The organism is Rhodobium orientis (genome assembly GCF_003258835.1).
In the GTDB taxonomy this organism is placed as follows: Bacteria; Pseudomonadota; Alphaproteobacteria; order Rhizobiales; family Rhodobiaceae; genus Rhodobium; species Rhodobium orientis.
The window spans coordinates 1-18,229 of the sequence record NZ_NPEV01000016.1 but is presented as its reverse complement, the minus strand read 5'-3'; the positions used below and the strand labels follow the sequence as shown (position 1 = coordinate 18,229).

General features: G+C 65.8%; 17 protein-coding genes. 5 read left to right on the top strand and 12 right to left on the bottom strand.

From position 1 onward, the window contains the following. A complete protein-coding gene (locus tag CH339_RS09530; protein WP_111434170.1) occupies positions 1 to 1,560 on the bottom strand; it encodes an ABC transporter substrate-binding protein in 1,560 nt (519 codons plus the stop codon). Positions 1,561 to 1,724: 164 nt separating this feature from the next. On the opposite strand from CH339_RS09530, the gene CH339_RS09525 reads away from it, so the two are divergent. Next, positions 1,725 to 2,939: a Zn-dependent hydrolase gene (locus CH339_RS09525; protein ID WP_244669111.1), complete on the top strand. Its 1,215-nt coding sequence runs from the start codon at positions 1,725 to 1,727 to the stop codon at positions 2,937 to 2,939. A gap of 39 nt (positions 2,940 to 2,978) precedes the next feature. On the opposite strand, the gene CH339_RS09520 is transcribed toward CH339_RS09525, so the two are convergent. From CH339_RS09520 to CH339_RS09500, 5 genes are all read right to left on the bottom strand, one after another. Next, entirely contained in the window at positions 2,979 to 3,818 is an 840-nt protein-coding gene (locus tag CH339_RS09520; RefSeq protein WP_111434119.1) for a fumarylacetoacetate hydrolase family protein, read from the bottom strand. 78 nt (positions 3,819 to 3,896) lie between these two features. Then, entirely contained in the window at positions 3,897 to 4,796 is a 900-nt protein-coding gene (locus CH339_RS09515) for an amidohydrolase family protein (RefSeq protein WP_111434118.1), read from the bottom strand. A 10-nt stretch (positions 4,797 to 4,806) separates the two neighbouring features. Next, on the bottom strand, positions 4,807 to 6,072 hold the full coding sequence (locus CH339_RS09510) for a TRAP transporter large permease (protein ID WP_111434117.1): 1,266 nt from the start codon (positions 6,070 to 6,072) through the stop codon (positions 4,807 to 4,809). A gap of 5 nt (positions 6,073 to 6,077) precedes the next feature. Beyond that, positions 6,078 to 6,578, bottom strand: a complete 501-nt coding sequence (locus CH339_RS09505; RefSeq protein ID WP_170138460.1) for a TRAP transporter small permease — start codon at positions 6,576 to 6,578, stop codon at positions 6,078 to 6,080. Beyond that, positions 6,578 to 7,564 carry a TRAP transporter substrate-binding protein gene (locus CH339_RS09500; protein WP_111434115.1) on the bottom strand — a complete coding sequence of 329 codons (987 nt, stop codon included), beginning with the start codon at positions 7,562 to 7,564 and terminating at the stop codon, positions 6,578 to 6,580. Before CH339_RS09500 ends, CH339_RS09505 begins: the two co-directional genes overlap by 1 nt. Positions 7,565 to 7,801: 237 nt before the next feature. Here CH339_RS09500 and CH339_RS09495 point away from each other — a divergent pair, with 237 nt between their 5' ends. After that, positions 7,802 to 8,461 carry a GntR family transcriptional regulator gene (locus tag CH339_RS09495; RefSeq protein ID WP_111434114.1) on the top strand — a complete coding sequence of 220 codons (660 nt, stop codon included), beginning with the start codon at positions 7,802 to 7,804 and terminating at the stop codon, positions 8,459 to 8,461. Positions 8,462 to 8,483: 22 nt separating this feature from the next. On the opposite strand, the gene CH339_RS09490 is transcribed toward CH339_RS09495, so the two are convergent. The 6 genes from CH339_RS09490 to CH339_RS09465 form a co-directional block, all read right to left on the bottom strand. Beyond that, positions 8,484 to 10,100, bottom strand: a complete 1,617-nt coding sequence (locus CH339_RS09490) for an acyl-CoA synthetase (protein ID WP_111434113.1) — start codon at positions 10,098 to 10,100, stop codon at positions 8,484 to 8,486. 116 nt (positions 10,101 to 10,216) lie between these two features. Beyond that, entirely contained in the window at positions 10,217 to 10,966 is a 750-nt protein-coding gene (locus CH339_RS09485; RefSeq protein WP_111434112.1) for an SDR family NAD(P)-dependent oxidoreductase, read from the bottom strand. A 25-nt stretch (positions 10,967 to 10,991) separates the two neighbouring features. Beyond that, a complete protein-coding gene (locus tag CH339_RS09480) occupies positions 10,992 to 11,996 on the bottom strand; it encodes a transketolase family protein (RefSeq protein WP_111434169.1) in 1,005 nt (334 codons plus the stop codon). Continuing rightward, on the bottom strand, positions 11,993 to 12,847 hold the full coding sequence (locus CH339_RS09475; RefSeq protein WP_111434111.1) for a transketolase: 855 nt from the start codon (positions 12,845 to 12,847) through the stop codon (positions 11,993 to 11,995). The genes CH339_RS09480 and CH339_RS09475 overlap by 4 nt, the downstream gene beginning before the upstream one ends. Positions 12,848 to 12,942: 95 nt before the next feature. After that, the gene (locus CH339_RS09470; protein WP_420825893.1) at positions 12,943 to 14,817 is read right to left on the bottom strand and encodes a TRAP transporter large permease; all 1,875 of its coding nucleotides are present in this window, start codon (positions 14,815 to 14,817) and stop codon (positions 12,943 to 12,945) included. 95 nt (positions 14,818 to 14,912) lie between these two features. Then, positions 14,913 to 15,932 carry a TRAP transporter substrate-binding protein gene (locus CH339_RS09465; RefSeq protein ID WP_111434109.1) on the bottom strand — a complete coding sequence of 340 codons (1,020 nt, stop codon included), beginning with the start codon at positions 15,930 to 15,932 and terminating at the stop codon, positions 14,913 to 14,915. Positions 15,933 to 16,132: 200 nt separating this feature from the next. On the opposite strand from CH339_RS09465, the gene CH339_RS09460 reads away from it, so the two are divergent. From CH339_RS09460 to CH339_RS09450, 3 genes are all read left to right on the top strand, one after another. Next, complete coding sequence (locus CH339_RS09460) at positions 16,133 to 16,960, top strand: IclR family transcriptional regulator (protein WP_244669112.1); 828 nt, start codon at positions 16,133 to 16,135, stop codon at positions 16,958 to 16,960. Between the two features lie 21 nt (positions 16,961 to 16,981). After that, the gene (locus CH339_RS09455; protein ID WP_201241003.1) at positions 16,982 to 17,893 is read left to right on the top strand and encodes a PCC domain-containing protein; all 912 of its coding nucleotides are present in this window, start codon (positions 16,982 to 16,984) and stop codon (positions 17,891 to 17,893) included. Positions 17,894 to 17,942: 49 nt separating this feature from the next. Further along, positions 17,943 to 18,229, top strand: a 287-nt coding sequence (locus CH339_RS09450; RefSeq protein ID WP_210207374.1) for a hypothetical protein, incomplete at its 3' end; no start/stop codon positions are given.

The window sequence follows — 18,229 nt, the reverse complement described above, 5'->3', positions numbered from 1 at the left end:
CTACTGCGGCTTGGCGACCTTTTGCAGCATCAGGAAGAAGGAGGGCTGCAGCTTGAAGTCCTCGACGCTCGCCTTCGTCACGGCGTTCTGCTTCCAGTTGGCGACGAACACCCAGGGGGCGTCCTCGCGGACGATCTCCTGCATCTCCTTATAGAGGCCCGCGCGCTCGTCCTGGTCGGTGGCGCGGCGCGCCTTTTCCAGGAGTTCGTCGACCTTGGGGTTGGAGTAGTAGCCGGAGTTGAAGCCGCCCTTGTCGGGCCAGGCCCCGGTGCGTAGCGCCAGGAACGGCAGGGTGTCCGGATCGTTGGTCATCCAGGCCATTTCGGCAAGGTCGGCCTTTCCTTCCAGGCCCGGATTGACCTTGCCGAGGAAGGTGTTCCACTCGTAGGTCTCGATCTTGACGTCCATGCCGACGGCTTCCAGATCGGCCTGGATCGCGGTGCCCATGGCGACCGGATCGAGCATGCCGGAGCCGCCTTCCGTGACGTAGAAGGTGACCTCGCCGCCGTCATAGCCGGCCTCCTGGAGCATGGCCTTGGCCTTTTCCGGATCGTAGGGATAGGGCGAAAGCCCGTCATTGTAGGCCCAGGCGAAGGCCGGCGGCGTCGGCCCCGCAGCGACCTCGGCGGTGCCCTGCAGGATGTTGTCGACCAACGCTTTCTTGTTGATGGCGTAGTTGGCGGCCTGGCGAATCTCCTTCTTGGCGAATGGGCCTTCCTTGGCATTCAGGATCAGGAACCAGAGATGCGGGCCCGCCTGCTCGTGGACGACGAACGCATCGTCGGAGCGGAACTGCTGCAGGCTGTCCGGCGGGACTTCCACCATGATGTCGAGCCCGCCGGAGAGCATTTCCGCGATGCGCGTGTTGGCGTCGGTGATCGGCCGGTAGATGACGGCTTCCAGCGACGGCGCGCCGTCCCAGTAGTCCTCGTTGCGGGAGACGACGACCTTGGCGTTGGCGTCCCACTCGGCGAATTTGTAGGCGCCGGTGCCGGTCGGATGGCGGCCGAAATCCTTGCCGTACTGCTTCACCGCCTCGGGCGAGACGATGAGCCCGGTCGGATAGGCGAGGTTGGAGAGGAATGGGGCATAGGGCTCCTTCAGCTTGAATTCCACCGTCAGCTCGTCGTCGGCCGTGACCGTGTCGACCGCGGAAAAGAAGAAGGCGAGGGGGAACGGGCCGGTGTCGTGGAACGGGTGGTCCTCGTCGAGCATGCGCTCGAAATTGAACTTCACCGCCTCGGCGTTGAACGGCGTGCCGTCATGGAAGGTGATGCCGTCGCGTAAGGAGAAGGTGTAGACCGTGCCGTCGTCGGAGATCGTCCAGCTCTCGGCCAGCGCCGACTCGACTTCGAGTGTGCCGTCCTTGTAGCGCACCAGACCGTCATAGACGTTCATCAGGATGCGGAAGTCGTTGACCGCCGTCACCGCATGGGGGTCGAGGGACTTCGGCTCGGCGATCTGGCCGACGATCAGAACGTTCGGGGGTGTCTGGGCGAGGGACGGCGAAGCAAATGCCAGCGCGGCAATGGTCATCGCGGTAGCCAGAAGGGTCTTCATGGCGATCTCCATCGTTTCGGACTGGCGTCAATTAATCCTGAAAATTAAAATATGCGCAACAATTTATTATGATAAATTTTTGTGCAATCCTGACGTTCTTCGATCCGTTGTCCCCGAAAGGACCTTTCGTCCCCGCCATGTCCTCCCAGCCACCTGTCATCGATATGAACCGCCTCCGCCGCCTCCTGGACGGCGTCAACGCCTTCGGCATCAACGAGACAACCGGCGGCCATAACCGCATCGGCTATTCGGACGCCGACATGGCGGCGCGGGACTGGTTAGCCGGCGAAATGAAAGCCGACGGTCTCGCCGTCAGCCGCGACGGCGTCGCCAATCTCTTCGGTCGCTTCGGCCCGGCGGAGGGACCGTGCGTCATGGCCGGCTCCCATCTCGACACGGTGCCGGAGGGCGGCGCCTTCGACGGCTCCCTCGGGGTGTGCGTGGCGCTGGAATGCGTGCGGGCAATGAAGGATGCCGGCGTCACACCGAAGACGGCGGTGACGGTTGTCGCGACCGCCGAGGAGGAGGGCCGGTTCGGCGGCATGCTGGGCTCGCAGGCGATCGCCGGAACGGTGACCCGCGACTGGATCGACACGGCGTCGGACGCCGACGGCATTCGTCTCGTCGATGCGATGGCGGCGCAGCGGCTCGATGCCCATAAGGCCCTCGATGCCGCGTGGCTGCCGGGCGCGATCGAGGCGTTCCTGGAACTCCATATTGAGCAGGGGCCGGTGCTGGAGCGCTCAAAAATCCCGCTCGGGATCGTCACCGCCATATCCGGCGTCTGCTTTTTGCAGGTCCGGTTTACGGGTGTCGCCAACCACTCCGGCACGACGCCGATGGAGATGCGCGCCGACGCCTTCGCCGGCCTTGCTTCTGTGGCCGCCGGCATCCCCGCGCTCATCGAGCGGTTCGGGACGGAGGAGAGCCGCGTCACCATCGGCAAGGTCGACGTTCAGCCGAACTTCGCCCACACCATCCCCGGTGTCGCGGAGTTCTCCGTCATCCTCCGCGATACGTCGGGAGAGGTGATGCGGGCCTTGCGCGATGCGGTCGTCGCTGACGTCGAAGCCGCCGCCACGGCGCACGGGCTGGTGCATGAGATTGTCGAAAAAAGCTGGCTCGCGCCGGTCGCGCTCGATGCCGGCCTGCAAGAGATGCTGATGGGCGAGGCGGACAAGCTTGGCCTCGACTTTCTCTCCATGCCGTCCGGCGCCGGCCACGACGCCCAGACGATGCAGTCGCTCGCACCCTCCGGGCTGATCTTCATTGCGAGCCGCGCCGGCATCAGCCATGCGCCGGCGGAATGGAGCGACGGGGCCGACATCGAAAAGGGCGCCCAGCTCATGCTGAACGCCCTCTTGCGCCTTGTCGGCTGATGCAAGCTGGAGGACTTGGAGCCGACCCGACGATTGTTTTCAGGCGCGGACCGTTTGTTCCTGGGTCCCGAGGCCCTTGATGCCGAGGCTCATGCGGTCGCCCTCCTTCAGGAAGGTCTGCGGCTTCATGCCGAGGCCGACGCCGGGGGGCGTGCCGGTGGTGATGACGTCGCCCGGCCTGAGGATCATGAACTGCGAGATGTAGTGGACGAGGAAGGCGCAGTTGAAGATCATGGTCGAGGTATTGCCCGTCTGCCGGCGGTTGCCGTTGACGTCGAGCCACATGTCGAGGTCCTGCAGGTCGTCGATCTCGTCGAGGGTGACGAGCCAGGGGCCGAGCGGGCCGAAGGTCGGGCAGCCCTTGCCCTTGGTCCAGGTGCCGCCGCGCTCGTTCTGAAACGCGCGTTCCGAGACGTCGTTGCAAAGGCATGCGCCGGCGACGTAGGACAGCGCCTCCTCCTCGCTCACATAGCTGCAGGTCTCGCCGATGACGAGCGCCAGTTCGACCTCCCAGTCGAGCTTGGTGGAGCCGCGCGGAATGACGACATCGTCATTCGGGCCGATGATGCAGGAGGGGGCCTTGTTGAAGAGGATCGGCTCGGCCGGGATCGCCGCGCCGGTCTCGGCCGCGTGGTCGGAATAGTTGAGGCCGACGGCGACGAAATTGCCGACATTGGCAACGCAGGGCCCGAGCCGCGTGCCCTCAGCCACGAGCGGCAGGCCGGCGACGTCGACGCCCTTGAGGCGTTCGAGCGCGTCGCGGCCGAGGGACGCGGCGCCGAGGTCGTCGAGCGTGGCGGAGAGATCGCGAACCCGGCCTTCAGTATCCAGAATGCCGGGCTTTTCTTGTCCCGGCTCACCATAGCGGATCAACCGCATGCTGATGTCCTTTCTAATTTCTTCGTCGTGTGTCTTGGGAGAGTCGTGGAGTGAAGCGTCCGGATGCGATGCGCGGGATCAGCCCGCGCTATCGAGCCCGTAAAGCTTCACCGCATTGTCGTGGAGGATCGCCCGGGCGCTTGCTTCCGGCAGCCCGGCGACGGCCGCCCTCGCGGCGTCGGCGAGCGAGGCGTAGTCGGTCCAGAGCTTTTCGATCGGAAAGTTGGAGCCCCAGACGCAGCGCTCCGCGCCGAAGATCTCCACCGTGTCGGCAAAGATCCGGGCGATGTGCTCGGGATCGTTCTGATGGACGAAGGTGCCGAGGCCGGAGAGCTTGGTGTGGACGTTGGGGTGTTCCGCGAGCCGCTTCATGCCCTCGCGCCAGTCCGCGCGGCCCTTGTCGGAGGTATCCTCCAGCATGCCGGCATGTTCCAGCACGAAGGTGATCTGCGGGAAGGCTCTGACGAGGTCCGCCGCGTCCGCCATCTGCGGGGCAAAGACCTGCAATTCGAACAGCCAGCCAAACTCCGGAAGGCGCGCCAGGTTGGCCCGGAAGGTCTCGGAGGCCATCTCGTTGGGGCCGCTGGCGAAGCGGTATTGCGGGTTCTCGTGCCAGTGGAGCTGCTGGCGCACGCCGCGCATCAAGGGCGCGCGTGCGTGCTGCTGCAGGGTCTCGAAGGCAGTGTCGGCAAAGAAATCGACGAAGCCGACGATGCCGTGCGGCCAGCCGGTCTCATCGGCGATGGACTGCACCCACTCGACCTCTTCGACCGCGCGTTCCCTGGCCCAGTTGGTCTGCACATAGACCGATTTGACGACGTTCGATCCTTCGATGTCGCCGAGATACTCCGCCATCGGGTAGTCGCGTTTGATGGGGTCGTATTCGCCGAAGATGCGCGGCACGGACGGGCCCTGGAGCCAGGGCTGGTCCGCCAGCCGCCAGACGTGGTGATGGGCATCGACAATGGGAAGGGTCACCGGTCAACCTCTAGATTAGAATGAGCGACAGGGTCGGGAACAGCATGACGATCACGAGCACGGCGAACAGCGCCAGCACGAAGGGCGTCGAACCGACGACGACCTCCTGCATGGTGGTGCCGGAAATGCCGGCGATCACGAACAGGTTGAGCCCGATCGGCGGAGTGATCGCCGCGATCTCGATGTTGAGCACGAGAACGATGGCGAAGTGGATCGGGTTGATGCCGAGGCTGACGACGCTCGGCAGGAGGAGCGGGGCGACGACCGTCAGCAGCGTGAAGCCGTCGAGGAAGCAGCCGAGAATGATCAGGACGATGCTGGTGATGGCGAGGAAGGCGAGCGGTGATAGGTCCAGCACCTCGATGGCATGGACGATCGACTGGGGAATGCCGGCGAGCGTTGCCAGGAAGCCGACGAAGAGGGCGCCGGACAGGATGAACAGTACGGACGAGGTGCCGCGGGCGCTTTCCACGAATATGCGCGGCAGGTCGGAGACCTTGATGCTGCGGTAGACCAGCATGCCGACGGCGAGGCCGTAGACGACCGATGCGGCGGCGGCTTCCGTGGGCGTGAAGACGCCGGAATAGATGCCGCCGAGGACGACCACCGGCATGACGAGGGCGGGGGCGGCCTTCACAAAGCTCTTGCGCACGCGCTGAAACGAGAAGGCCTCGGAGCTGATGCCGTAGCGCTTGCGGATGGCGATGGCGAAGCCGACGAGCGATATGACGCTGGCGGCGCAGATGCCGGGAACGACGCCGGCAATGAACAGGTCGCGGACCGACTGCTGGGCCATTTCGCCATAGATGACGAGGGTGACGCTCGGCGGGATCAAGAGGCCGAGGGTGCCGCCGGCGGCCATCAGGCCGGCCGTGTATTTGCGCGGGTAGCCGAGGGTCTCCATCACCGGGATCATGACCCGGCCGAGCGCCGCGGCGGAGGCCACCGACGATCCGGTCATGGCGCCGAAGACGGCGGCCGAGCCGCTGGCACCGACCGAGGCGCCGCCCGGAATGCCGCCGACGAGACTCTGCATGAAGTCGAACAGATACCGCGCGAATCCCGAGTGCAGCATGATGTTGCCGGCGAGGATGAAGAACGGGATGGCAAGCAGGATGAAGCTGTCGAGCCCGGAATAGATCGACTGGGCGATCTGGGTGAACGAGGTCACGCCAAACAGGACGACGGTGATCAGGCCGGTCAGCCACAGCGCGAAGGCGACGGGCATGCCGATGGCCAGAAAGCCGAGGACGAGAATGATGAGGGTTGCGGCCACCGGGATCAGACCTCGACGCTTGGCGCGGGCTCGCTCGGGCCGATGCCGGCAATGCGCAGAACGAGACGGATGCTGATCATCCCGAAGGCGATGGGGACGATAAGCTGCGAGACCCAGACCGGGAAGGGCAGGTTGGAATGGGCGAACGAAATGCCGAAACCGATGGATTCGATGACGTATTCGATGCCGAGCCAGGTCGCGGCCAGGGAAAAGACGAGGCAGAGGACGTCGACGATCTTGACCAGCACCTTCTGGGTCTTCTCGCCGAGGGCGGAGACGATGAGCTCGACCTTGATGTTGCCGCCGTCGCGGGTGACGCCGATGACGCCGATATAGACCATGGTCACCAGCAGGACGCGCGAGAGTTCGTCGGTCCACAGGTTGGAGTGGCCGAACAGCCCGCGCAGGACCATTTCGTAGGTGATGACGAAGAGCACGGCGGCAAGGAGGACGCCGGCAAGGGCGTCCTCCAGGCGTGCCAGGATGCGCTCGAAGCGATGCAGCATCATTCCTCGCGGTAGGTCAGCACGCGGTCAATCAGGTCCTCGCCGATCTGACTCTTGAACTGGTCCCAGACCGGCTGGGTGGCCGCGATCCATTTCTCGATGTCTTCCGGCGTCTGGACGTGGACGTTGACGCCGGCGGCGCGCATGTCCTCGATGGCCTTTTCGGAATTGGCGGCGGCGATCGGCCGGTATTTGACGGCGACGTCGGTCGCTGCCTGCTGGATGATCTCACGCAGCTCCGGGTCGAGGCCGTTCCACCATTTCGCGTTCACCGTCCACGGGTAGTAGGCGATGTAATAGGGCGCGTAGGTGACGTTCTTGATGGTCTCGTTCCACTTGTAGATCATGTAGTTGTCGGTCGGAACGTTGAGACCGTCGATGAGGCCCTGCTGGATCGCCGGCGAGACCTCGGCGAAGTTGAGCGAGACCGGCGTGGCGCCGAGAAGCTCCAGCATGGCGAGGTTGACCTTGCCGAGGCCGCGGAACTTCAGGCCCTTGAAGTCGGTCGGCTCGACGATCGCGGTATCGCGGGCGCCGGGGACCAGGTAGTCGAAGGGCAGCACCGTGATCAGCTTGGCGCCCTTTTCCTCGACCTCGCCATAGGCGACCTGGAAGAAACCGTCGTCCACCGCGCGGTAGAACGCTTCCTTGGTCGGGAACACGTAAGGCAGCTCGAACACGGCCGTCTTCGGCGACAGGGCGCTCCAGTAGGCCTGGATCAGCGTCGTCATTTCCGCGTCGCCGCGCAGGACCGCCTGCACCAGGTCGAGGCCCTTGTAGAGGCTGCCGTTGGGGAACAGCTTGACCTCGATGCGGCCGTTGGAGCGTTCCTCGACGAGCTGCTTGAACTCGGCGTTCGCCTTGCCGGGGGTGATTTCCAGCGAGTACTCCACGGGGAAGCGAATTGTCACTTCCGCGGCGTGTGCCGTAAAACTGATCGCGGATGCGGCAACCAGCGCGAGCACGCCAATAATGGGTTTGAACACGGCTTCTTTCTCCCTTCTTCGAAAACTCTTCTATTGCCTTGGACGCACCGTCCGGCGCCGTGGGAATTCCTGTGCCTGGGTCAGCCTTCCCGCGACGGCCGTCGTCTGGCCGCTGCCGGATGGGGCAAATCGGGGCTGCCGGAGACATTTCCCTTTTCAATCCCGACGCCAGGCACTATTGAAAAGGAGCATGATTTTCAAAGAAGGTCAAGATTTTCGAAAATCGGTGACGAGAGCATGACAGGCAGTCGAAGCGAAACGGCATGGCGGATCCTGCAGTCCGCCATCATCAACGGCGAGTTCCCGCCCGGGGCGCAGCTCCGGTTCCAGGAGCTGCAGGAGTTCTGCGGCATGAGCGTTTCGCCGGTGCGCGAGGCGCTGACGCGGCTGGTGGCGGCCGGGCTCGTCGAGGTGGAACACAATCGCGGCTACCGGGTGACCAAGCTTGTCGTCTCGGAACTCGACGACCTCGTTCGCACGCGCAGCCGGGTGGAGGGCTGGGCGCTGGAAGAATCCATCCGGCTCGGCGACGAGCACTGGGAGGCGGCGCTGATCTCCAGCCTGCATCTCCTGGAGCACCTGCCGCGCCGGCGCGAGAATGGCGCCAATCTGCACGACGAGCACTGGGAGGCCCGGCACTCGGAGTTCCACGACACGCTGGTGTCGGCCTGCGGCTCGCCGATCCTTTTGGAGTTCTGCCGCACTCTCTACAGCCGCGCGGATCGCTATCGGCGGTTTTCGCTGTCGATGGAGACGGGCTCGCGGGATGTGGCGGCCGAACACCGGGCGATCCTCGACGCCGCCCTTGCGCGCGATGCCGACAAGGCGAAGGGGCTGCTCGCCGCCCATTACGAGGCGACGGCGTCCTTCATTCGCGATCACTTGTCGGAGGAATAGCCGGCCGGGCTCCCGTCGCCGCTCAGGACGGGGCGGTTTCCAACAGGCCCTCGGCGGCAAGGTGCTCGCGGACGAGTTTTTTGGTGATCTTGCCGTAGCCGGTCTTCGGCATTTCGTCGAGGAAGACGTAGCGGGCCGGCAGCTTGTAGCGGGCGAGCTTGGCGGAAAGGAAATCGGCGAGGTCCTCCGCCGAAGGCGCGGCACCCGATACGGGCACGCAGACCGCCAACCCGCACTCGCCCCATTGCGGGTCGGGCACGCCGAGCACCGCGACCTCGCTCAAGGCCGGATGGGAGAGCAGGATCTCCTCGATCTCGCGCGGATAGACGTTCGATCCCCCGGAAATGTACATGTCGGAGGCGCGGCCGGTGATGTAGAGGAAGCGCTCGCGGTCGAGATGGCCGAGGTCGCCGGTGCGGAACCAGCCATTGCGGAAGGCCGCGGCGTTGGCGTGGTCGTCGCGGAAATAGCCGGCGCAGACGGCCGGGCCGGTCACGCAGATCTCGCCGGTCTCGTTCGACCCGAGCGGTCGGCCGAAATCGTCCTGGATGCTGACCTCGATACCGGTGCGCTCGATGCCGCAGGTGCCGATGCGGGCCTCCGGCACGTCCTCCTCGTAATGCTCACCCGGCGGCAGCACGGTGATCGCGCCGGTGACCTCGCCTAGCCCGAAATACTGCACCAGCACCTTGCCGAGCTTCTTCAGGGCGAATTTCTGGTCCTCCCGGTACATCGGCGCGCCGGCATAGATGACGTAGCGCAGGCTGGAATGGTCGAAGGCGTCGACGGCGGGGGACTCGGTGAGCATCTTGACGATGGTTGGGACGGTGAAGAGGTTGGTGATCCGGTAGCGCTCGATCAGGTCCCAGGCTTTCGCCGGGTCGAACTTTCCCTTCGGCGTCAGGATGCTGGTGACGCCGGCGACGATCTGCGTGAGCTGGTGCATGCCGGCGCCGTGCGACAGCGGCGCGACGACGAGGCTGGCGTCGGTCTCCGGCGCGGTCCCGGGCATCAGGTCGGCGAGGTGGTTGAGGGCGGTGAAGGTGAGCTGGCCGTGGGTCAGCACCACGGCCTTGGGGCGGCCCGTGGAGCCGGAGGTGAAGAACAGCCAGCAGGGATCGTCGCGGTCGACCTCGGCATTGGCGACGTCGGTGCCGAGGTGCCGGGCGACGGCGGCCTCATAGTCGTCGCCGAAATCGCCGGGCCCGACGCGCAGCACCTTCTGAAGCCGTGGCGTCCCTTCGAGGCAGGCGGCGGCGTGGTCGGGGAATCCGGCCTCGCAGACCATCAACGAGACGTCGGCCTTTTCAGCCAGGAACGCGACCTCGTCGGCGCTCTGGCGGAAATTGGCCGGCACCCAGACGGTGCCGAGCCGCCAGCAGGCGAGCATGGTCTCGGTGATCTGGTTGCTATTGGGGGAATGCAGCAGCACCCGGTCGCCGAACCCGATGCCGTAGTCGTCGCGCATCGCCGCGGCGAGCGCGGAGACCCGGGCGTCGAGGCCGGCCCAGGTGAGGACCGTGTCGCCCCAGACGATGGCCGGCCGGTCGCCGAGCCGGGCGGCGTTCCGCGTCAGGAAATGGGCGAGGTTGGAGACCTTCGTCGAAGGCGGACGGTTGCTGTCGGGATCAGCGTTCATGTCACCCGTTCCAGGCTGCGGAAATCGTCGGCGACGGGACCGCCGCCGATCCTCCATACACCGGCACTCCGCCCACCGTCGAGCCGCATGTCGCCCGAGCGCTCCCGCGCGCCGCCTCAGACCATCAGTCCGGCGCTGACGAAGCCGCCGTCGACGCTGAGGATCTGTCCGGTGACGTAGGAGGAGGTGCGCGGATCGGCGAGGAAGAGTACCGCCTCGGCGACTTCCTCCGGCGTTCCGTAGCGCCGCATCGGAATGGTGCGGTGCCATTCCTCGCGCGTCGACTCGCTATGATGGTCGCGCGACATCGCCGTCTCGATCGGCCCAGGCGCCACCGCGTTGACGCGGATGCCGGCCGCGGCCAGTTCCACCGCCATGATCTTGGTCAGCGTGATCAGCGCGCCCTTGGAGGCGCCGTAGGCCGAGCGGCCGAAATTGCCCTTGATGCCGGAGACCGAGACGATATTGACGATGCCGCCGCCGCCGGCCTCGGTCATCAGCGGCGTCAGCGCCTTGCAAAGCTGGAAGGCGCCGATGACGTTGACCTCGTAGATGCGCCGCATCATCTCCGACGTGGTGTCGGTGATCGGCATGGCGGCGCCGATGCCGGCGCTGTTGACGAGCGCTGCGACCGGCGGCGCGCTATCGCGGCACTCCGCGGCGAGGGTCTCGACCGCCGCCTCGTCGGTGATGTCGGCGGCGTGGAGGCTGACCGACGCGTCGCCGAGCCGTTCCTTCATGCGCTCAAGCGCGGCGGCATCGCGGTCGACGGCGGCGATGTGCCAGCCCCTGGCGGCGTGAAGCTCGGCGGTCGCCAGTCCGATGCCGGAGCCGGCGCCCGTGATGACGATGGTTTTTTCCGGCATCGCTAGTCGTCTCCGTTCGCAGCCGTCAGAGCCAGCACCTGATCGAGTGGATCATCGCATCGGTCGAGATGCCGTAGCGATGCTGCAGGACCTCGAGCGAGCCGGCCTTGAGGAAGGCGTCCGGCAGGGCGATCTGGCGCATGGCCGGCGTCACCCCGGAGCGGAACAGCAGGCCCGCCACCGCATCGCCGAGGCCGCCGATGCAGGAGTGGTTCTCTGCCGTCACCACCAGGCGGCCCGTGCGGCTCGCCTCGCGGATGATGGTCGCCTCGTCGAGCGGCTTCAGCGTCGGCACATGGAGCACCGCCACGTCGACGCCGTCGGCGGCCAGCCTCTTGGCGGCGTCGAGGGCGCGCATGGTCATGAAGCCGGTGCCGATGATGAGGACGTCGCGGCCGCCGCGCAGGAGCTTGGCCTTGCCGAGTTCGAACTGGTAGTCGTACTCGTCGAGAATGAGGGGCACGGCGCCGCGCAGGATGCGCGTGTAGACCGGTCCGTCATGCTTGGCCAGCGCCGGCACCAGTTGCTCGATCTCGTGGGCATCGCACGGGTCGATAACGGTGAGATTCGGCATGGCGCGGAAGATCGCCAGGTCGTCCGTCGACTGGTGGCTCGGGCCGTAGCCGGTGGTCAGGCCCGGCAGGCCGCCGACGATCTTGACGTTGGCGTTCTGCTCGGCGACCGCCTGCGAGATGAAGTCGTAGCAGCGCCGCGCGGCGAAGGTGGCGTAGGTGGTGGCGAAGGGAATGAAGCCTTCCTTGGCCAGCCCGCCGGCCGCCGTCATCATAAGCTGCTCCGACATGCCCATCTGGTAGAAGCGGTCGGGATAGGCCGCCGCGAAGATGTGGATGTCGGTGTATTTGGCAAGGTCCGCGCTCATGCCGACGATCTCCGGCATGGTCCGCGCAAGGCTGACCAGGGTCTCGCCGAAGGGCGCCTGCTTGGTGCGGTGCCCCTCATCGACGGACGAGGCGATGATGGCGGGTGCGTTCTTGGCCGGTGCGGCCGTTTCGGTCCGGGGCGTGGTCATCGGGTCCTCGTCGTCTTCCATGCGTCAAGCGCTTCGTAGGCGTCGTCCCATTCTTCCTGGGTCAGGCGGACGAAGTGGCTTTTTTCGCGGTTTTCCAGAAAGTGCACGCCGTTGCCGAGCTGGGTGTCGCAGATGATGATGCGGGGCTTCGGCTCGTCATATTCGCGGGCGGCGTCGAACGCCTTGACGAGGGCGTCGAGGTCGTTGCCGTCGACGCGCTGGGCGAAGAAGCCGAAGGCCTCGAACTTCTCGATCAGCGGCTCGGTGCGCATCACTTCGCGCGACGGCCCGTCGGCCTGGATGGCGTTGAAGTCGACGACGGCGATGATGTTGTCGAGCTTGTAGTGGGCGGCGGAGATCGCCGCTTCCCAGGTCGGGCCCTCGGCCAGTTCGCCGTCGCCCATCAGGGTGTAGACGAAGGAATCGGACTTCTTGCGCTTCAGGCCGAGGCCCATGCCGACGGCCATCGGCAGGCCGAGGCCGATCGAGCCGCCGGACATTTCCGCGCCCGGCGTATAGTGGGTCATGCCCGACATCGGCAGCCGGCTGTCGTCGAGGCCGTAGGTGACGAGCTCTTCCTCCGGCAGGTAGCCGGCCGCGGTCAGGATGGAATAGTGGGCGATGCCGTAGTGGCCGACCGAGAGCAGGAAGCGGTCGCGCCCTTCCCAGTCCGGCTCCTCAGGGCGCACATTCATGGCGTGGAAATACATCACCGTGAGGACGTCGGCGACGCCGAGGGCCTGGGCGATGTAGCCCTGCTTGTGCACCTCCGCCATGCGGATGGCATTTTTTCGAACGCGGTAGGAATGTTCCGCGAGCTGGCTGTTGTCGCCAAGAGCTGGTGCGTCCATCGGATGCGGTCCTTTCGGTTCTAGCGTGCGGCGCCCGAGGCCCGCCGCGACCGCCGGAGCTGGCGGCCGGCGGGGTCGGTCGAAAACGGTAGTCCTCACAGGAGGAAGGTCGAAATCCAGGGCAGGAAGGCGATGATCAGGCAGCCGACGAGCAGCGCGCCGAGGAACGGCCAGATCGCCTTGATCGCCTCGTCGGGCCGGCCGTCGCCGATGCGGCAGGCCAGGTAGAAGCCGATGCCGACCGGCGGCGTCATCAGGCCGATGTTCATCGCCGTGATCATGACCATCGCGTAGTGGACGTCGTTGATGCCGAGCTGGCGCGAGATCGGGAACACCAGCGGCGAGACGAGCACAATCGCCGGCAGGCCCTCAAGGACGCAGCCGAGGACGATGAACATGACGATCGACAGCGCCATGAAGGAGATCCAGCCGCCGGGCAGGTCCGACATCATGCGGGCGAACTGGTGGGCGACGCCGGCCTGGGTGATCGCCCAGGCCATCGCCAGCGCGGTGCCGAGGATGAGCAGGATGGCGCCGGTCAGGGCGCTGGTCTCCACGAGAATATCGTAGAGCTTCCTGCCGCTGAGGCCGCCATAGAGCGTTGCACCGACGATCAGCGCGTAGAGCACGGCGACCGTGGAGACCTCGGTCGCCGTAGCTATGCCGTCGGTGACAGCAAAGCGGATCATGAACGGCAGGATGAGGATCGGGATCGCCACCACCAGGGTCTGCTTGACGACCGAGCGCGGGGCCTTGGAAATGCCGGACATGTCGTCGGTGCGCGCGAGGAAGCGGGCGAGGATGGCGAGCACCATCAAGAGCACCAGGGCGATGACGATGCCGGTCGTGAACAGGGCGGCAATCGAAATGCCGGCGACCGAGCCCATGACGATGAGGATGATGCTGGGCGGCACCGTATCGGCCATCGCCGCGCCGGTTGCCAAGAGCGCCACCATCTGCGGCGGCTTGTTACCACGGCGCTTCATTTCCGGGAAGAGGGCGGGGGCGACGGTCGCCATGTCGGAGACCTTGGAGCCGGAGATGCCCGAGACGACGAACAGCGAGCCGAGGAGGACATAGGACATGCCGCCACGGACATGGCCGAGGATCGCCGACAGGAAGGCGACGATGGCCTTGCCCATACCGGTGGCATCGAGGATGCAGCCGAGCAGCACGAAGATTGGAACCGCCATCAAGACGACGCCCGACATGCCCTCGTCGATGCGGCCGATCATGACGAAGACCGGGACGTGGGTGCCGAAGGCGAGGTAGCTCAGCGTTCCGATGCCGAAGCAGAAGGCGATCGGCACGCCGCCGGCCAGCGCCAGCGAGACGAAGGCGAGCAGGAACAGGAACAGCGACGACGAGCCGATGGAGATGAGGGTCGGCGAGGCGAGCCACAACACCCCGCCGATGGCGCCGATGAAGACGGCGGACACGACGAGGTGCCAGAGCTTGTAGGTCTGCAGCGCGTAGACGGCGACCAGCAGCAGCATCAGCCCCATGCCGAAGGGAATGGCGGCGGCGCGGATCGTGCCGGGGATCTGCAATGCCGGCGTGGTGATCGCCCATTCCGCCACGGCGTATTCGAAGGCCGAGGGGAAGAGGGCGATCAGGAAGGTGGCGACCACGACCAGCGCCAGGGCCTCGACGAAGGCCTGCAGCCTTGCCGGCAGCAGGTGCACGATGAGGGTGAGCCGGAGGTGCTCGTTGCGGTCGATGGCGATCGCCGCGCCGAGCATGGCCAGCCACAGGAAGCAGAGGGACGCGGCCTCTTCGACCCAGATCAGCGGCAGGTTCAGGAAGTAGCGGGTGACGACGCCGAGGAACAGCAACGCCACGATGCCGACCATGAGGATCGCAGCGACGAACTCGACCGGCCAAAGGTACCGGGAGCCCTTGCGGGCTTCCGGGTTTTCGCTGACTTGCGGCAACGTATCGTCGTCCGCAACCATTGTGGTGCTTTGCATGTTGAAGGACCGGTGTTGCTGCGCCCGGCGCGGTCACACGCGGGCGGTTACGCCAGCCGTGCCCGCTCGGAGCCCGGCGCTGCGAAAGACGTCAGTCAGCCGAGCTTGCCGGTGGTCTGTTCCAGCAGGGCCCAGGCTTCCTCGCCGTATTCCTTCTTCCACTGGTCGTAGAAGCCGGCGGAGCGAAGCTTTTCGCGGATCGGTCCCGTGTCGGGCGCGTTGAAGGTGAGGCCAAGCCCCTCCAGCTCCGCCCTGAGGCTGTGGTTGTTCTTCTCGGAGTCCGCCCGCTCTTCGACGGCCGCCTGGTTGATGTTGCGCGAGACGATCTCCTGCAGGTCCTCCGGCAGGGCGCCCCAGGCGCGGCTGTTGGCCAGGAACCAGAAACCGTCCCACATGTGGTTGGTCAGCGAGACGTATTTCTGCACCTCGTAGAGGCGGCCGATCTTGATCGTCGACAGCGGGTTTTCCTGGGCGTCGGCGACGTGGGTCTGCAGCGAGGTGTAGACCTCGTTCCAGTTGATGGAGACCGGGGCGCTGCCGAGGGCCTGGAACATCGACGTCCACAGCGGGCTCGGCGGGACGCGGATCTTGAGGCCGGCGAGGTCGTCGGGGCCGGTGATCGGCTTGGTCGACGTGGTGACCTGGCGGAAGCCGTTGTCGAAGATCTTCTCCATGGCGTGGAGGCCGGACTTCTCGATGCCGGCGCGCACATGGGCGCCAAGGTCGCCGTCCATGGTCTTCCAGACGGTTGCGTAATCCGGGAAGGCAAAGCCGATGCCGTTGATCGAGGCGATCGGGACCAGCGTCGACAGGATGAGGCCGGAGAGCGTGAAGAACTCGACGGCGCCGGAGCGGAGCTGGCTGAGCGTGTCGGTGTCGGAGCCGAGCTGGTTGTTCGGGAACACCATGATGTCGACCCGGCCGCCGGACTCCTCGCGGATCCGCTCGATCGCCTCATTGACGCGGACGTTGAGCGCGTGGTCGGTGGTCAGGTTGTTGGCGAATTTGTAATTGAACTCGGCGGCCCGGGCCTTGCCGGACAGGATAAAGGGTGCCGCAAGGGCGGCGGTGCCGCCAGCCAGAACAAAGCGTCGCCGATCGATCTTAAGAGCCATTCTTTCCTCCCAGGAAACGTCTATGCGGCCGCTTGCCGGCCGTCGCGGAGTTGCCGTTCGTTCTCAATAAAAGTCCATATTGTGGAACGACTATCTGATAGTATATCCGTTTGACATATATGTCTAGGTTTTTATGATGTTTACAACGATCAAGAAGTCCATATTATGGACATATAAGAATTTACTCAGGAATGGAAACGATGCCTGCCACAAAGGATGCAACCGGAAGCCAAAGCATTGAGAGGGCCACCAATCTTCTTGCCATCGTCGCCGAGCACCATCGCTCCGGCGCCTCGCTCGGAACCCTCGTTTCGGCCAGCGGGCTGACCCGTGCAACGGTCCGCCGGTTGCTGGTCGCCCTGATGCGGGCCGACCTGGTCGAGCAGGATGCGGACACGCGCCAGTATCGCCTCGGTGCCGGCTGCTACATTCTCGGCGTCATCGCCTCGGACCGGTTCGGCCTGCACCCGCTTGCCCATGCCAGCGTCATCCGCCTGGCGCGGGCATCGGAGGACACGGCCTTCTTCTCGCTCCGGCGTGGCGATCACACCACCTGCCTGATCCGCGAGGACGGCAAGCATCCGATCCGCTCGCACGTTCTGGATGTCGGCCAGTTCCATCCGCTCGGGGTCGCCGCGCACGGGATTGCCATCCTGGCGGCGCTGCCCGACGATGAGATGAATGCGGTGATCGAGGCCAACACGCCGGTCTATCGCGAGCGCTATCCGATGTTGACGGACGAGCTCTTGCGCCAGGTCATCGCCGAGACGCGGGAGCGCGGCTTCGCCCTCAATCCGGGGATCTTCCACCCCGGGTCCTGGGCCATCGGCGTTGCCGTGCGCAATGCCGACGGGGTCGCGGTGGGGGGGCTTTCCATCGGCTCCATCGAGCAGAGGCTGCAGGGGGCGCGGCAGCGCGAACTGGCCGATCTGCTTCTGGCGGAGGCAAAAACCATCGAGGCGAAACTGGTCCGGCAGGTCGGCAAGGTGCGCCGCGCGCCATCGGCCCGACTGGTCAAACAGGCATAGATATCGAAAGGACAGCAACCCATGTCACAGATCAACATGTCCGATGCCGGCCCTGCGGCGTCCTCCGGGGATCGCCGTCTCGTCCATCCGGGGCCGGTCGACCCGATGCGCATCGCAAGCTGCGAGGGCCATGCGCGGCGCGTCGAGGTGGCGTTCCGGCCGGGCCAGACGCTGCTTGAGGCGGTGACGGAGGCGCTCGGCGCGGCCGGGCTCGCCGCCGGCGGCCTGGAATTCGAAAACGTCGCCTTCTCGCCCATGGAATATGTCATGCCGACCTATTCCGAGACGCCGGAGCGGGTTGCCTATTACAGCAAGACCCACAAGCCGGAGGGCGTGGTGCGGATCGAGCGCGCCTATGCCACGGTCGGCGAGCGCGAGGGCGAGACGTTCCTGCACTGCCATGCGCTGTGGCGCGAGGACGACGGCACGGTTCGCGGCGGCCATCTCTGGCCGCACATGACGCGGATCGCGGAGCCGGGCTCCGGCGTCCTTTACGGCGTCAGCGGGGCGAGGATGGCCGCGACCTATGACCCGGAGACCAATTTCACGCTGTTCCAGCCCTCGGCCGGGGACGCGTCCGCCGGCGATGCCGGCCCGCGCGCAGTCATCGCCCGGGTGCGCCCGAACGAGGACATGATCGAGGCCATCGAGGCCCTGTGCGCCCGCCACGGCTTCAAGGACGCCATCGTGCGCAGCGGCATCGGCAGCATCGTCGGCCTCCGGTTCGAGGACGGCCTTGCCAATGACGAGCCGCCGACCGAACTCGCCGTCCTCAACGGCAAAGTCACGACCGGCCCCGACGGGCATCCGAAGGCGGATGTCGAGATCGCGCTGATCGATGCTAGCGGCGACGTCCATATCGGCAAGCCGGTCCGCGGCGACAACCCGATCCTGATTTCGCTGGAACTGGTGGTCGAGGAGACGGCGTCCTGAGGCGCCGACCGGCACGCGATCCCGTTCCCCCAATAAGAAAGCCAGGCCGATGACGACCTATACCGCAGCCCATTGGGGCGTCTATGAAGTGGACCCGTCCGCGGCGGAGGGTCCGACCATCCGGCCGGTCGCGGGCGATCCGGACCCGTCCTCCATCGGCCTGCACCAACTGGACCCGGGGCTCAACCGCACGAGGGTGCGGCGGCCGGCGGTGCGCAAGAGCTGGCTGGAACACGGCCCCGGCGCCCGGACCGATCTGCGCGGCCGCACACACCGATTGACAAGCCGGCAAGCGACCCTTAAAGCTCCTTCGCCGTTGGCCCAGGTGGCGGAATT

What these genes read in the sequence shown, in the direction of transcription:
- CH339_RS09470 (WP_420825893.1), bottom strand. Translation starts at nt 14,817, where the DNA reads ATGCAAAGCACCACAATGGTTGCGGACGACGATACGTTGCCGCAAGTC.
- CH339_RS09490 (WP_111434113.1), bottom strand. Translation starts at nt 10,100, where the DNA reads ATGAACGCTGATCCCGACAGCAACCGTCCGCCTTCGACGAAGGTCTCC.
- CH339_RS09480 (WP_111434169.1), bottom strand. Translation starts at nt 11,996, where the DNA reads ATGACCACGCCCCGGACCGAAACGGCCGCACCGGCCAAGAACGCACCC.
- CH339_RS09525 (WP_244669111.1), top strand. Translation starts at nt 1,725, where the DNA reads ATGAACCGCCTCCGCCGCCTCCTGGACGGCGTCAACGCCTTCGGCATC.
- CH339_RS09495 (WP_111434114.1), top strand. Translation starts at nt 7,802, where the DNA reads ATGACAGGCAGTCGAAGCGAAACGGCATGGCGGATCCTGCAGTCCGCC.
- CH339_RS09530 (WP_111434170.1), bottom strand. Translation starts at nt 1,560, where the DNA reads ATGAAGACCCTTCTGGCTACCGCGATGACCATTGCCGCGCTGGCATTT.
- CH339_RS09520 (WP_111434119.1), bottom strand. Translation starts at nt 3,818, where the DNA reads ATGCGGTTGATCCGCTATGGTGAGCCGGGACAAGAAAAGCCCGGCATT.
- CH339_RS09465 (WP_111434109.1), bottom strand. Translation starts at nt 15,932, where the DNA reads ATGGCTCTTAAGATCGATCGGCGACGCTTTGTTCTGGCTGGCGGCACC.
- CH339_RS09475 (WP_111434111.1), bottom strand. Translation starts at nt 12,847, where the DNA reads ATGGACGCACCAGCTCTTGGCGACAACAGCCAGCTCGCGGAACATTCC.
- CH339_RS09460 (WP_244669112.1), top strand. Translation starts at nt 16,133, where the DNA reads ATGCCTGCCACAAAGGATGCAACCGGAAGCCAAAGCATTGAGAGGGCC.
- CH339_RS09485 (WP_111434112.1), bottom strand. Translation starts at nt 10,966, where the DNA reads ATGCCGGAAAAAACCATCGTCATCACGGGCGCCGGCTCCGGCATCGGA.
- CH339_RS09455 (WP_201241003.1), top strand. Translation starts at nt 16,982, where the DNA reads ATGTCACAGATCAACATGTCCGATGCCGGCCCTGCGGCGTCCTCCGGG.
- CH339_RS09505 (WP_170138460.1), bottom strand. Translation starts at nt 6,578, where the DNA reads ATGCTGCATCGCTTCGAGCGCATCCTGGCACGCCTGGAGGACGCCCTT.